The organism is Kitasatospora sp. NPDC036755 (assembly GCF_040636595.1).
Classification (GTDB): domain Bacteria; phylum Actinomycetota; class Actinomycetes; order Streptomycetales; family Streptomycetaceae; genus Kitasatospora.
In genome coordinates this window covers 1-13,462 of the sequence record NZ_JBEZUT010000242.1, presented here as the reverse complement: position 1 = coordinate 13,462, position 13,462 = coordinate 1, and the positions used below count along the sequence as shown (strand labels likewise).

General features: G+C 72.6%; 12 protein-coding genes. 2 read left to right on the top strand and 10 right to left on the bottom strand.

The features are described 5' to 3' along the window. Nucleotides 1-297: 297 nt before the first annotated feature. Nucleotides 298-969 carry a TetR/AcrR family transcriptional regulator gene (locus AB0E96_RS29205; RefSeq protein WP_359828678.1) on the bottom strand — a complete coding sequence of 224 codons (672 nt, stop codon included), beginning with the start codon at nucleotides 967-969 and terminating at the stop codon, nucleotides 298-300. 501 nt (nucleotides 970-1,470) lie between these two features. Between AB0E96_RS29205 and AB0E96_RS29200 the strand changes: the two genes are divergently transcribed. After that, nucleotides 1,471-3,012, top strand: a complete 1,542-nt coding sequence (locus AB0E96_RS29200; protein ID WP_359828679.1) for an MFS transporter — start codon at nucleotides 1,471-1,473, stop codon at nucleotides 3,010-3,012. A 215-nt stretch (nucleotides 3,013-3,227) separates the two neighbouring features. Here AB0E96_RS29200 and AB0E96_RS29195 read toward each other — a convergent pair whose 3' ends face one another. The 9 genes from AB0E96_RS29195 to AB0E96_RS29155 all read right to left on the bottom strand — a co-directional run bounded on the left by AB0E96_RS29195 (nucleotide 3,228) and on the right by AB0E96_RS29155 (nucleotide 13,188). After that, a complete protein-coding gene (locus AB0E96_RS29195) occupies nucleotides 3,228-4,943 on the bottom strand; it encodes a DUF4173 domain-containing protein (RefSeq protein ID WP_359828676.1) in 1,716 nt (571 codons plus the stop codon). A 378-nt stretch (nucleotides 4,944-5,321) separates the two neighbouring features. Continuing rightward, entirely contained in the window at nucleotides 5,322-6,212 is an 891-nt protein-coding gene (locus AB0E96_RS29190) for a carbohydrate ABC transporter permease (RefSeq protein ID WP_359828674.1), read from the bottom strand. Nucleotides 6,213-6,376: 164 nt separating this feature from the next. Continuing rightward, a complete protein-coding gene (locus AB0E96_RS29185) occupies nucleotides 6,377-7,444 on the bottom strand; it encodes a sugar ABC transporter permease (RefSeq protein WP_359828673.1) in 1,068 nt (355 codons plus the stop codon). A gap of 237 nt (nucleotides 7,445-7,681) precedes the next feature. Then, complete coding sequence (locus AB0E96_RS29180; RefSeq protein WP_359828671.1) at nucleotides 7,682-9,070, bottom strand: ABC transporter substrate-binding protein; 1,389 nt, start codon at nucleotides 9,068-9,070, stop codon at nucleotides 7,682-7,684. Between the two features lie 196 nt (nucleotides 9,071-9,266). Continuing rightward, nucleotides 9,267-10,481 (bottom strand): cytochrome P450, encoded by a 1,215-nt coding sequence (locus AB0E96_RS29175; RefSeq protein ID WP_359828670.1) that lies wholly within the window; start codon nucleotides 10,479-10,481, stop codon nucleotides 9,267-9,269. 35 nt (nucleotides 10,482-10,516) lie between these two features. Further along, nucleotides 10,517-11,761 (bottom strand): cytochrome P450, encoded by a 1,245-nt coding sequence (locus tag AB0E96_RS29170; RefSeq protein WP_359828669.1) that lies wholly within the window; start codon nucleotides 11,759-11,761, stop codon nucleotides 10,517-10,519. Further along, nucleotides 11,758-12,405, bottom strand: coding sequence for an ATP/GTP-binding protein (locus tag AB0E96_RS29165; protein WP_359828667.1), 648 nt, complete (start codon nucleotides 12,403-12,405; stop codon nucleotides 11,758-11,760). Before AB0E96_RS29165 ends, AB0E96_RS29170 begins: the two co-directional genes overlap by 4 nt. After that, nucleotides 12,386-12,754 (bottom strand): DUF742 domain-containing protein, encoded by a 369-nt coding sequence (locus AB0E96_RS29160; RefSeq protein ID WP_359828665.1) that lies wholly within the window; start codon nucleotides 12,752-12,754, stop codon nucleotides 12,386-12,388. The genes AB0E96_RS29165 and AB0E96_RS29160 overlap by 20 nt, the downstream gene beginning before the upstream one ends. Then, nucleotides 12,751-13,188 carry a roadblock/LC7 domain-containing protein gene (locus tag AB0E96_RS29155; RefSeq protein ID WP_359828664.1) on the bottom strand — a complete coding sequence of 146 codons (438 nt, stop codon included), beginning with the start codon at nucleotides 13,186-13,188 and terminating at the stop codon, nucleotides 12,751-12,753. Before AB0E96_RS29155 ends, AB0E96_RS29160 begins: the two co-directional genes overlap by 4 nt. A 36-nt stretch (nucleotides 13,189-13,224) precedes the next feature. On the opposite strand from AB0E96_RS29155, the gene AB0E96_RS29150 reads away from it, so the two are divergent. Then, on the top strand, nucleotides 13,225-13,462 hold a 238-nt coding region (locus AB0E96_RS29150; protein WP_359828663.1), incomplete at its 3' end, for a hypothetical protein.

The following is a 13,462-nucleotide window of genomic DNA, read 5'->3' as shown; positions in this document are numbered from 1 at the left end:
CCCCTCAAACGGGCCCAGCACCGCAACTGGCCACCACCACAACCCGTAGCACCCACCATCACCCCGCGTAGCACCACTTAAAGTCACCGGCATTGAGCCTAAGCCCGCTCCACGGTCGCCGGATCCGCCTTCCCCGCCGGCGGCCCTTCCCGCCCTGGACCCGGCGCCCCGGCCCCGGCGACACGGACCCGGCGCCCCGGCCCCGGCGACACTGGCCCGGCACCCCCCGACCAAGCCCCTCGGTCGGCCGGGCCTCTCCCCGCCCCAGTCCTCCCGACCCGCCGACGGCCGGCCGCCTCAGGCCCGGATCATCGGTTCCAGCACCTCGTCCACCAGCCGGCCCGCGAAGCCCGGCCCCATGCCCTCCAGCCCTCGGATCTTGACCTGGTAGAGGAGCACCGCCGGGATGACGTCCGCCACCAGCGGGGTGGCCGCGCCCGGCCGGACGTCGCCGCGCTCGGCACCCCGGCGCAGGATCTCCAGGATGGTCCGGGCGGTCGGCTCGATGACCCGGTTGGTGATGAAGGCCTTGAAGACCTCGGCCCGCTCGTGGTCGATCTCCCCCATCAGCGCGTTGAGCGCGGAGCCGACCGGGGAGGTCATCGCCTGCGCGAACTCCTCGACGATCCGGTGGAGTTCGTCGCGGGCGGACCCGAGGTCGGGGGTGTCGTAGGGGCGCGGGAGAGTGGCGTCCAGGGCGTCGATGACGAGCTCGTCCTTGGACGCCCAACGCCGGTAGAGCGCGGCCTTCCCGGTCCGCGCCGCACTGGCGACCCGCTCCATGGTCAGTCGCGCGTATCCGCCGGAGGTGAGCTGGTCGAGCGTGGCCTCGAAGATCGCCTTCTCCAGCTCCCTCCCCCGGCGCCGCGACGGCCTCGTCAGCGCCTGATGGGCGACCCGGACCGGGCAGCAGGCCGGTTCGGCGTCCGCCCCCGGCACCGACCTCGCCCCGTCCCTCTCGGGCCCCACCCCGCTCCTCTCCACCCCGCTCCCGTCTCTCGCTCCCCCGACCGCCTCTCCGGCGCCCGCCCCTCCGACGCCCGCCCCTCCGACGCCCGCTTCCCCGGCCCGGACAGCCGCGGGTCGAACCGCACCGCCCCGGACGCCCCCACCCCGGATGTCCCCGCCCCGGGCAACCTCACTCCGGACGACCTCACTCCGGACAACCTCACTCCGGACGGCCTCGCCCCGAACGCCCCCGGGCGGAACGGCCGCCCCGATCGTCGGCTCCGCCGGAGCACCCCGCAGCGGACCGAACCGGTCCGCCACCAGGCGCCGTACCAACCGCTCCATCGCCACCACCCTTAAGGAACGCTTGCGTTCACAATCATGACCAAGCTATCGTCCGACTTAGTGAACGATCCCGTTCCTTCCCGGCCCGCGCAAGGGGCGCGGCGCCATGCAAGGACCGGCGACTCCGCCGGACCCGCACCACCGAGCACATAGCCAGCAGGGGGCACATTCGTGGCTATCTCCGACACGCTCAGCAAAACCTCACCACCGCGGACGACCCAGGGGCGGGGCAAGGGCATCACCCTGACCGTCATCGCGGCGACCCAGCTCATGGTGGTCCTCGACGCGACCATCGTGAACATCGCTCTGCCGCACATCAGGGACGCCCTGGGCTTCTCGACCACCGACCTGTCGTGGGTCATCAACGCCTACACCCTGACCTTCGGCGGACTGCTGCTGCTCGGAGGTCGCGCGGGTGACATCCTCGGCCGCCGCCGGGTGTTCATCTTCGGCACCCTGCTGTTCGGCCTGGCCTCGCTGCTCGGTGGCTTCGCGCAGGACAGCAGCCTGTTGCTGGCCGCCCGCGCGCTCCAGGGCATCGGCGGCGCGATCTGTTCCCCGACCGCCTTCGCCCTGATCGCCACCAACTTCGACGAGGGGACGGAACGCAACCGCGCCTTCGGTGTGTTCTCGGCGGTGGCCGGTTCGGGTGCCGCGATCGGTCTGCTGGCCGGCGGTCTGCTCACCGAGTACCTCAACTGGCGCTGGGTGTTCTTCGTCAATGTGCCGATCGCGGTGCTGATCGCGATCGCCGCTCCGCGCCACATCGCCGAGTCCGAGCGCCACCCTGGCCGCTTCGACCTGCCCGGCGCGCTCACCTCGACGCTCGGACTGGTCGGCCTGGTCTACGGGTTCATCCGGGCCGCCTCGGACGGCTGGTCGGACGGCATCACGCTCGGCTCCTTCGCGGCCGGCGCGATCCTGCTCGCCGCCTTCCTCGTGGTCGAGAGCCGCACCGACCAGCCGATCACCCCGATGCACTTGTTCGCCGACCGTAACCGCACCGGCGGCCTGGTGATGATGCTCTGCCTGGCCGCGGCCATGTTCGGCATCTTCTTCTACGTCGTGCTGTTCGTGCAGGGTCCGCTCGGCTACAGCCCGTTGAAGGCCGGCGTCTCCTTCCTCCCGATCAGTGTCGCGATCATCATCGCCGCGCAGATCGCCTCCAACCTCCAGGCCAAGTACGGCCCGAAGCCCTTCATGGCGGGCGGCGCCCTCCTGGTCACCGTCGGCCTCACCTGGCTGACCCAGATGGGCAAGGACAGCGGCTACCTGGACGGGGTCCTCGGCCCCACGGTGGTGTTCGGCTTCGGCATGGGTCTGATCTTCGTCCCGGTGATGCTGCTCGCCGTCGCGGGCGTTCCGGGCGAGGAGACCGGCGCCGCCTCCGGCCTGCTCAACTCGATGCAGCAGATCGGCGGTTCGCTCGGCCTGTCGATCCTGACCACGGTCTTCGCGCACTACGCCACGGCCGAGGCCGCCGTGCAGCTGCCGAAGTTCATGGAGAGCGCGAAGCCGGAGCAGTTGGCCTACCTCCAGCAGCACCACGAGTTCCCCCAGGGCACGGATGCCGCGAACACCGTGCTCACCCAGGGCATTTCGCACGGCTTCATCGTGGGCGCCGCACTCGCGGCGGTCGCCCTGCTGGTCTCGGTCTTCGTGATCAAGGCCAAGGCCGGCGATCTGCCGAGCGACTCCTCCGCCGTCGCGATGCACTGACACCGCCGACACGCACCGACACCACCGGCACGTACCGGCACATCGCGACGCACCGGCACCACCGCGCCGCACCACGACCGGCACCGGCACCGCGCAACGCGCCGCCACCGCAGCAGCAGTGAACCGAGGCGGCACGACGACCAGGGTCGGCCGGGAGCAGGACGCTCCCGGCCGGCCCTGCGGCTGTCCGCGGCCCCTCCCTCTCCCCGGTCGGCCTACAGGTCCTCGTACAGGAGCCCCGCCCGGTCGCAGGCCGAAGGGCCGTTCGCAGGCCGGTCCGCCAACGGCCGGTCCGCCAGGATCTCCCGGGCCCGGACGGCCGCGAGGCTGGTCGCGTACCACGGCTTCGCGCCGCCGCCCAGGTCCTGCGCGATCAGCTGCAGCGCGCAGCTCCGGTGCGGTTCGGGGAGCCGGTCCAGGGCGGGCACCGCGTCCGCCGAGAGGCGCCGGACGTTGCGCAGGTCGATGGTCGCGGCGCGGGTGTCGTCCCGCCGGGCCTGCTCGTACCGGGCGACGTTCTGCTCGGCGACGATCGCGTCCGGGCCCATCAGGCCGTAGACCGCGACGGTGAGCATCCCGCTGAGGACCACGACGCGCGGCAGCCAGCCGGTGCGGCGGGTCAGCCCGGCGGCGATCAGCAGCAGGAAGACGGCGCCCAGCCACACCTCGACCACCAGCACCCAGAGCCGCAGCCGGGTCAGCCCGGAGGCGTCCACGTAGAACCACATCCGGCCGAGTGCCGAGGCGACCACGGCCAGCGCCAGCAGGCAGAGCAGTCCGAGCAGGATCCGTGCCACCCGGCGGTCGGTCGCGGTGGTGCGCGGCGCCCAGCGCTTGGCGACCGCCACCACGACCAGCGTCAGCACGGTGATCACACTGAGCTGCCAGAAGCCCTGCCGGGCGTACTCGGAGCGACTCATCCCGGTGCTGCTCAGCACGGCGTCGGCCCCACCCAGCACGACCACGGCCTGGATCACCGCGAAGACGCCGAACATCAGGTTCAGCGCGACCAGCGGCAGCGCCCACTCCAGCCGCTGCCGCTCCCGGCCGGGCCGGATCTCCGTGCGGTCCCAGCGGCGAGGGCCGGCGGCCATGTGCGCGAAGCCCAGCGTGGTCACCGTCCCGAGTGCGAACAGTGCGCCGCGCCCCGGGAGTTGGTCGAGTTCGAGGTCCGGGCTGAGGCTGCCCAGCAGGTCCGCCATGGCGGCGTCGGCGCTGGCGAACAGCAGGCCGAAGACGGTCAGCAGGGCGGCGGCGACCGCCAGCGCCTTGAGCACCGGGACGATCCGGCCGCGACCGGGCAGCGGTCGTCGGCCCAGGCCGTCCCAGACCCAGCCCGCGGAGGGCACCAGCTGCCACAGGATGCCGGGCAGCGGGAACAGCACTCCCGGCCAGCGGCGGCCGCCGTGCAGGGCCAGCGAGGCCAGCGCGGGCGCACCGACGACGGCCAGCGCCGCGGGCCACCCGGCGTCCCACCAGGCCGGGACGGCGAGCAGGGCGAGGGCGAGCAGGCTCCACACCGCCGTCCAGGGGCGGATCCGGCGGCCGGCCGCCCGGGCGGCGACCCCGGCGCCGACGGTGGCGGCGGCGCCCAGTACCAGCAGGTCGGGGCCCAGGCCGTCGTAGAGCAGCCAGGCCGTCAGCAGGCCGGTGAGCAGGGCCGCCAGGAGGACCTTGGGTGTGGCCGCCGCGCGGCGCTCGGGATCGCTGCGGCGCAGCCACGCACCGGGCGCGGACGCGGATGCGGACGCGGACGCGGACGCACCAGGCGAACCGGGCGCCCGGCCCGGGCCCGGTCGGCCCTGCGGGTGGGAGACCGCCGTGCGGTACGGGTCGTACGGATCGTACGGGTCGTACGGGTCGAACGGGTTGCCCGCCGCGGCCGGACCGGACACCGCGGCCGGCCCCGGCGCCACCGCGGGACCGGCCACCCCGGTCACCCCGGCCGGACCTGACGCACCGGCCGGACGTGACGCCTCGACCGGACCGGCGGGTGCGCCAAGCCCGACGGACACAGCAGGCTCATCGGGCACAGCGGGCCCAACGGACACAGCAGGCTCATCGGGCACAGCGGGCTCGGCGGGCGCACCAGGCCCGGAGGGTTCGGGCGAGTCGGACGGGGCTGGCGTGGACGGGCCGGACATGAGTCCCCCTCAGTGGTCGGCGGGCATGCGGAAGCCGCCCTTCGGGCGGTCCGCCAGGAGCGCGCTCGGCGCCCCAACCGCTGCCGACTGTAGACCATTCTGAACAGGTTCAAAAATCGATTCCGAACGCGTTCAAAATGCCCCAGCCCTCAGAGGACTCCCCGGCTACCCCTTCACCGACCCGGCCAACAGCCCCCGGACGAAGTACCGCTGGAGACTGAAGAAGACGATCAACGGCACGATGATCGACAGGAACGCCCCGGCCGTGAGCAGCTCCCAGCGCCCGCCGAGCGAGCCGGAGAGCTGCGCCAGCCGCACCGTCATCGGCGCCACCTCCGGTGTGCCGCCCGCGAAGGTCAGCGCCACCAGCAGGTCGTTCCAGACCCACAGGAACTGGAAGATCGCGAACGAGGCCAGCGCCGGGGTGCAGAGCGGCAGCACGATCGAACGGAAGATCCTGACGTGCGAGGCACCGTCCACCACCGCGGCCTCCATCAGGTCCCGCGGCAACTGGGCGATGAAGTTGTGCAGCAGGAACACCGCCAGCGGCAGCGCGAACATGGTGTGCGCCAGCCACACCGGCGCGTAGCTGCCCTTCAGGTCCACCGCCGGGATCAGCGTCAGCGAGCCCAGGTGCGCGCCGCCGGAGAACAGCCGCAGCAACGGGATCAGCGCCATCTGGAGCGGCACCACCTGGAGCGCGAACACCGTGAAGAAGACCGCGTCGCTCCCCCGGAACCGCACCCAGGCCAGCGCGTACGCCGCCATCGCCGCCAGCACCAGCGGGAAGACCGTCGCCGGGACACTGATCGCCAGCGAGTTGACCAGGAAGGGCATCAGACCGGTGGAGGCCCCGGAGCCGCCCTCGAACAGCACGGAGTGGTAGTTGTCGAGGCCGAGGTCCGGGTGGAGGAAGGCGTTCCACCAGCCGCTGGCGGTCACGTCCTGCTTGGGCCGCAGCGAGGTCACCAGCAGACCCAGCGTCGGGATCGTCCAGAGCACCGTCATGGCGATCACGAACACCGAGGCCGGCGGGCTGCTGAAGGCCTTCCGCACCGGCCGCGTCGGCTCCACCGGTCGCGCAGACCCCACCGGTCGTACGGCCTTCACCGCCCGTGCCGCCCTCGCCGCCCCCCTCGCCGCCCGTGCCGCCCTAGCCGCCTGTACCGGCCGCGTCGGCTCCACGGGTTCCACCGCGCCCTCCCGGCCGTCCGTCCCGGTCACCGGACCTCACGCTCCTTCCGCAGCTGCACGATGTTGTAGGCCACCAGCGGCAGCACCGCGAGGAAGAGGAGCACCGCGAGGGCGCTGCCCCGACCGGAGTTGAACTGCACGAAGGACTGCGAGTACATCTCGTTGGCCAGCACCTGGGTGCCGAAGTTGCCGCCGGTCATGGTGCGGACGATGTCGAAGGCCTTCAGGGTGATGAGCATGACCGTGGTCAGCACGACCATCACCGTGCTGCGGATCATCGGCACGGTGACGTACCAGAACAGCCGCACCCCACGCGCGCCGTCCAGCCTGGCCGCCTCCACCACCTCCGCCGGGATCGCCTTGATCGCCGCCGACAGCACCACCATCGCGAAGCCGGTCTGCACCCAGACCATCACCGCCATCAGCAGGAAGGTGTTCAGCGGCTGGGAGAGCAGCCAGTTCGGTGGGTCGTCCCAGCCCACCGCGACCGCGAGCTGGCTGAGCAGACCGATCTGCGGCTGTCCCGGCCCGCGCGACTCGTAGACGAACTTGAAGATGATCGACGCGCCGACCAGCGAGATCGCCATCGGCATGAAGATCAGCGACTTGTACACCGACTGGCCGCGCATCCGGTCCACCAGCAGCGCCAGCACCAGGCCCAGCCCGGTCGCCACCAGCGGGGCGACCAACAGCCAGAGCAGCGTGTTGACCAGCACCTTCTGCACCGAGTCGGTGGTGAAGGCCCAGCCGAAGTTCTCACCGCCGACGAACCGGGTGCCGTCGTCGTTCTGGAAGCTGAGGTAGACCGTGCGGAGCAGCGGCACGACCAGGCCGACGGCCAGCAGCAGCACCGCCGGGCCGAGGAACACCGCGACCGACAACGGCCGGGCCAGCCGGCCCCTGGCCCGGCCGACGACCAGGAGGACCACCAGCAGGATGCCGAGGAAGCCCGCGACGGCACCCACGGTGTTGCCGAACTTGACCGCCGCGTCGTTCCAGGCGCCGGCCGCCAGGTTCTCGACGGTCAGCCCGTCGGCGGCCGGCGCCGCGACGGGTGACGGGAATCCGGGTACGGACGATCCGGGTACGGACATGGCCGCGCGTCCCTTCGAGTGCGGTGGGAAGGGGGCGGGCGGTGCGGGTGGGTGGCCCCGCACCGCCCTCGACAGGTGGTCCCGGGTGTGCCGGAAGCGGCCCCGGCACGTCGGCCGCTGACGACCGGGCTCCGGCCACCGGCTGCCGACAACAACCGGCAACCGACGACCGGCTGCCGACTACCGACTACCGACGACCGGCAACCGGCTGCCGACGACCGACTGCCGACTGCCGAACTACTGCGGCCAGGCGGCGTCGATGTCGGCGGCGGTCTTCTGGATCGACTGGCCCTCGGCGAACCAGGCGGTCAGCGACTTCCACTCCTGCCCGGCGCCCACGGCGGCCGGCATCAGGTCGGAGCCGTCGAAGCGGAACGTCGCCGACGGGTCGGTCAGCGCCGCGGCCGACAGCTTGTCGATCGGGTCGGTGTAGAGGCTCTTGTCCACGCCCTGGTTGGCCGAGACCCAGCCGCTCGCGGTCTTCACCCGGCTGCTCGCCCAGTCCGAGCTGGACAGGTAGTTCTGCACCGCCTGCACCTCGGGCCGGCTGGAGAAGGCCGCCAGGAACTCGCCGCCGCCCTCCACCGGATTGGCGACCGACGGGTTCACCGCGGGCAGCTGGAAGGCGAAGACGTCCCCGTCCGGGCCGACCTTGGTGCCCTTGGGCCACTGCGCCTCGTAGAAGGACGCCTGCTGGAGCATCTGGCACTTGCCACTCAGGATCGGTGTTCCCGCGTCCTGGAAGGTGGTGGTGGCGATCGACTTCACGTCACCGAAACCCGCGTTGACCCAGGCCGGGTTCTGCATCCAGTCGGCGACCGTCTTCATCGCGGTGGTGATCTTCTGGTCGGAGAACTTCACCTGGTGGCCGACCCACTGGTCGTACACCTCGCCGCCGTACGAGCCGAGCACCACCTCCTCCAGCCAGTCGGTGGCCGGCCAGCCGGTGGCCGTCCCGGAGGCGATGCCGCCGCACCACGGCTTGGCGCCGCCCGCCTGGGCGATCCGGTCGCTGAGCGCCATCAGGTCGGTCCAGGTCTTGGGCACCTCGTAGCCGGCCGCCTTGAAGGCCTTCGGCGAGTACCAGACCAGCGACTTCATGTTGGCGCTCATCGGGGCCGCGTAGAAGGTGCCGTTGACCGAGCCGTAGGTCTTCCAGATCGGGCTCCACTTGCCCTGGTTGGCGACGGTCTCGGCGGGCGGCTTCACCACCTTGCCGCTCTTCACCATCTGGGCCAGCAGGCCGGGCTGCGGGACGATCGCGAAGTCCGGGGCGTTGCCGCCGGAGACCCGGACCGGCAACTGGGACTCGAAGTCGTTCGATCCCTCGTAGCTGATCCTGATCCCGGTGCACTTGGCGAATTCGGCCCAGGACTTCTCCAGGTTGTCCGACTCCGGGCTCAGGATGGAGGCGAACATCGTCACGGTGGTGCCCGAGTGTCCGGCGTACGGCTGGTACTTGGCGCAGTCACCGGACAGCGACGCGGCCGATCCGCCACCGCCGCCACCCGAACCGCCGGAGCTGTTGGAGCAGGCCGCGGTCAGTGCCAGCGCCGCCACCAGGACGGGCACGGAGGCCAGGCGACGGCGGTGACTCACGTGCGGTGCGGTCGGGTTGAGGGTCAATGCGGTTCTCCTCGCCAGAGCATGCTGCCGACGGTGGACTGAACGACATTGCGCTGTACCGGAGATGGGCCTGCAGGGAGCAGAGGGGCGGGCGGCCGGACTGATCGAAGACGTTAACGCAGCCGTCGGCCCGCGCCAAGGTGCACGACCGCCCCCGACCGTAAACCCGGCCGGGGGCGGCGATGATGACGCACCGTCAGAACAGCCGGATCGGCAGCTCCAGCAGGCTGTTCACCACCAGCGAGGGGCTCGGCCGCAGCTCGGCGTCCGGCACGGCGAGCGACAGCCCCGGGAAGCGCTCGAACAGCGCGGGCAGCGCGATCCCCGCCTCCAGCCGGGCCAGCGGGGACCCGGGGCAGACGTGCGGGCCGTGGCCGAAGGACAGGTGGCGGCTCGGGTCCCGGGTGATGTCGAAGACCTCGGCCGTCACCCCGTGCTGCAACGGGTCGCGGCCGATCGCGTTGTACGAGACCAGCACCGGCTCGCCGGCCGGGATCACCACGTCGCCCACCGGGATGGGCTCGGCCGCGAAGCGGAACAGGAAGTTGCTGGTCGGGGGCGTCCAGCGGAGCGACTCCTCGACCACCGCGTCCCAGGACACCCGGCCCGAACGCACCAGCTCCAACTGGTCCGGGTGGGCCAGCAGGGCCCGCACCGCGTTGCCGATCAGGTTCACCGTGGTCTCGTGGCCGGCCGCGATGATCACCCGCAGGGTGGCCGCCGCCTCCGCGTCGGTCAGCGCCCCGCCCTCGGTGTCGGCCGCCAGCAGGACGCTCGCCAGGTCCTCACCCGGGGCCGAACGGCGCTGCGCCACGAGGTCGTTGACGAAGGCGTTCAGCCCGGCGACGGTCGCCTGGATGCCCTCCGGGTTCGGTTTGATGCCGAAGAACCGCTCGTACAGGTCGCGCAGCAGGCCGTGGTCCGACTCCGGCACGCCCAGCAGCGAGCAGATCACCGTCATCGGCAGCGGGAAGGCGAAGGCCGTCTTGAGGTCCACCACCGGCTCGCCCGCCGCCAGGGCGTCCAACAGCGCGTGGGTGACCTCCTCCACGCGCGGCCGCATCAGCTCCACCCGGCGCGGGGTGAAGGCCTGGGCGACCAGTGCCCGCAGCCGCCGGTGCTCGGCGCCGTCGGTGGTCACCATGCTCGGGCCGGGCACCGCCAGGCCGATCAGCGGCCAGGTCCTCGGGACCTCGCCGCGCTGGTAGGCCGCCCAGTGCGCGGCGTCCTTCACCAGCCGGGCGTCCGTCAGCAGGTCGCGCGCGGCGCCGTGCCGCGTCACCGCCCAGGCGAGGACCCCGCCGGGCAGCTCGACCGGCACCGCCGGGCCGGCGGCCCGCAGCAGCGCGCCCTCCGCCGCGTTGTCGCGGGCCAGCGGGTCGAGGGCGATTCGGGCCGGGGCAGCGGTCATCGGCAACTCTCTTTCTTGCGCCAGGTGTTGGTGGATCAGGCCGGGTGGCCGGGGGTGAACGAGACCGGCAGCGCCACCAGCCCGCGCACCCAGGCCGACGGCCGCCACACCAGCGCGTGCTCGGCCACCGCCAGCCGGAGGTCCGGCAGCCGGTCGAGCAGCACCTCGATCGCGGTGGTGGCGATCACCTCGGCCGCCTCCTGCGCCGGGAACGGGCAGCCGTGCTCGCCGTACGAGTAGCTCATGTGCGCCCGGTTCCCCTCCGCCGGGCGGCCGTCCGCCTGGCGCACGGCCGGGTCGGCGTTGGCCCCCGCGATGCCGAGCAGGACCATGTCCCCCTCGCCGATCCGCTGACCGCCCAGCTGGGTGTCGCGGACCGCCCAGCGGCCCGCGAAGATCTGCGTCGGGGTGTCCTCCCAGAGCGCCTCGTTCAGCGCCTGACTGATGCTGCGCCGGCCGCCGGCCAGCGAGGCCGCGAACCGCTCGTCGGTGAGCATCAGCCGCAGCGCGTTGGAGATCCAGTACGAGCTCGGCTGGTGGCCGGCGATCAGCAGCACCCGCAGGTCGCGCATCACCTCGTCGCGGGTCAGCCCGGCCGGGTGCGCCAGCATCCGCGAGGCGACGTCGGCCCCCGGGTACTCGGCCTTCTCCTCGACCAGCGCGGACATCAGCTCCAGCAGCCGCTGGGCGCCGGCCGGCGCGTCCGGGCCGCCGTCCAGCATGGACAGCAGTGCCCCGATCAGCTGCGGCGCCTGCTCCTCGTCCAGGCCGAGCACCCGGCAGAGCACCAGCAGCGGCATCCGGTGCGCGTACTCGGCGACCAGGTCGGCCTCACCGCGCCCGGCGAACTCGTCGATCAGCCCGTCGGCGATCTCCTCGGCGTGCTTGCGCAGCTCGTACGGGTCGACCCCGGCCAGCGCGTCGGTCACCGCGCGCGAACGCCGGACGTGCTCCTCGCCCTCGGCGTACAGGATCGAGGGGACGGGCGCCATCATCGGCTTCAGCGGCCAGTCGGCGGGCAGCGTCGCCCAGGCGTGCCAGCGGCTGGAGTCGCGGCCGAACAGCTGCGGCCGACCGGTCACCTGCTGGAGCTCGCGGTAGCCGATGACCAGCCAGGCGGGCACGCCGCCGGCCAGCTCGACCGGGGCGACCGGGCCGTGCGCGGCCCGCAGCTCCCGGTAGAGCTGGGACGGGTCGGTCTGGAAACGCGGCCCGTACAGCGGCGTGGCGCCGGCGTGCGCCGGGCAGCCCGGGGGCGGGGTGGCGGCGGGCTCGGTCACGGGGTGCTCTCCTCGTAGATCGCGTCGGATGCTCCGGCGAGGGCGGCCAGGTGGTGGACCAGTGCGATCAGCACCCGCTTGCCGGACTCGCGGTCGCGGGCGTCGCAGTCCACCAGGGGCACCTCGGCCGGCAGGTCCAGCGCCTCGCGGACCTGCTCCAGGGTGTGGCTCGCCTCACCGAAGTTGTTGCGGGCCACGATGAACGGCGTGCCGTGGTGCTCCAGCCGGTCGATCGCGTACCAGGAGTCCTCCAGCCGCCGGGTGTCCACCAGGACGACCGCGCCCAGGGCGCCGCTGAACAGCCGGTCCCAGAGGAACCAGAAACGTTCCTGCCCGGGCGCGCCGAACAGGTACAGCACCTGGCGCTCGGACAGGGTGATCCGGCCGAAGTCGAAGGCCACCGTGGTGGAGCGCTTGCCCCAGGCGCCGGCCGGGTCGATGCCCTCGCCCGCCCTGGTCATCACCTCTTCGGTGTTCAACGGGCGGATCTCGCTGACCGAGCCGACCAGGGTGGTCTTCCCCACCCCGAAGCCGCCCACCACCACGATCTTCAACGCGTTGTCGGCCGTCGCCCGCAGCGGGGTGCGCGCACCGGTGGGCCGGGCCTCGTCGACGAGCCCGACGTCAGAGCTGTTGGAGGCCATGCAGCACCTGCTTCAGCGTGTCGAGGTCGGGCAGCCGGGCCTTGTTCGGCGCGAACCTGGGGTGGCGGGCGGTGACCGCCCCGGACTCCAGCAGGTCCCCGAGCAGGATCTTCACCACCGAGACGGGCAACGACAGCTCCGCCGCCACCTCCACCACGGCCGTCGGGGCCTCGCACATCCGCAGGATCCGGGCGTGCTCCGACTGCATCCCCGGCGCCGGCTGCCGCTCGGCGACGATCAGGGTGACCAGGTCGAAGGCGTTCTCCGGAGCCCGGCTGCGGCCCCGGGTGATGGTGTAGAGACGGTCCGGGTCGTCGTCGCGGCCCGGCAGCACCGGCCCGGCATTCATATGCCGGCGCTCTCTTGCGCGGTGGCCTCGCCCTCCGCCTGCCGGGCGGGCGCGCTGAGGCGCACCCCGATCTGCTCGATCAGGCCGTGCATGTTGTGGCCGACCACGCCGACGTCCGCGTCGTCGTCCGTGACCACCGCCAGGTGGGCGCCCTCCCCGGCCGCCACGATGCACAGGATGCCGCCGTGGAACTCGGTCATCGACTGCCGCACGCCGCCGCTGCCGTCGCCGAACTCGATCGAGGCGCCGTGCGCCAGGCTCTGCAGGCCGGAGGCGATGGCCGCCAGCTGATCGGCCTGGTCGGTGCTCAGCCCGGCGGTGTGGCAGAGCTTGAGGCCGTCGGCGGAGAGGACCAGGGCGTGCCGGGTGCCGGGGGTCGCCGCCAGCAGGTTCTCCAACAGCCAGTCGAGGTCACGGTCGGTGGCACTGCTCATCAGGTGTCCTTCTCGGTGACGGGGGAAGCGTCGGGCATGGTGTCGGGATCCGCGGTCGGCGCCCCGGCAGGGGGCTGCTCGGCCCCCGTGGGACGGGCGGCGGCCCGACGGAACGCGCCGAACCGGGCGGCCGCCCCCGCCGCGTCAGGGGCGACGGGCTTCGCGGTCCGGTCCGGTGCGGGGACGGTGGTGGCCAGCGTCTGCCCGCGGCGGCGCTGCGTCTACCGCTGGGGCTACCTGGCCGTGCGCTACATGCTGGAGCAGCACCGCTCCG

What these genes read in the sequence shown, in the direction of transcription:
- AB0E96_RS29185 (WP_359828673.1), bottom strand. Translation starts at nt 7,444, where the DNA reads ATGTCCGTACCCGGATCGTCCGTACCCGGATTCCCGTCACCCGTCGCG.
- AB0E96_RS29175 (WP_359828670.1), bottom strand. Translation starts at nt 10,481, where the DNA reads ATGACCGCTGCCCCGGCCCGAATCGCCCTCGACCCGCTGGCCCGCGAC.
- AB0E96_RS29160 (WP_359828665.1), bottom strand. Translation starts at nt 12,754, where the DNA reads ATGAATGCCGGGCCGGTGCTGCCGGGCCGCGACGACGACCCGGACCGT.
- AB0E96_RS29155 (WP_359828664.1), bottom strand. Translation starts at nt 13,188, where the DNA reads ATGAGCAGTGCCACCGACCGTGACCTCGACTGGCTGTTGGAGAACCTG.
- AB0E96_RS29165 (WP_359828667.1), bottom strand. Translation starts at nt 12,405, where the DNA reads ATGGCCTCCAACAGCTCTGACGTCGGGCTCGTCGACGAGGCCCGGCCC.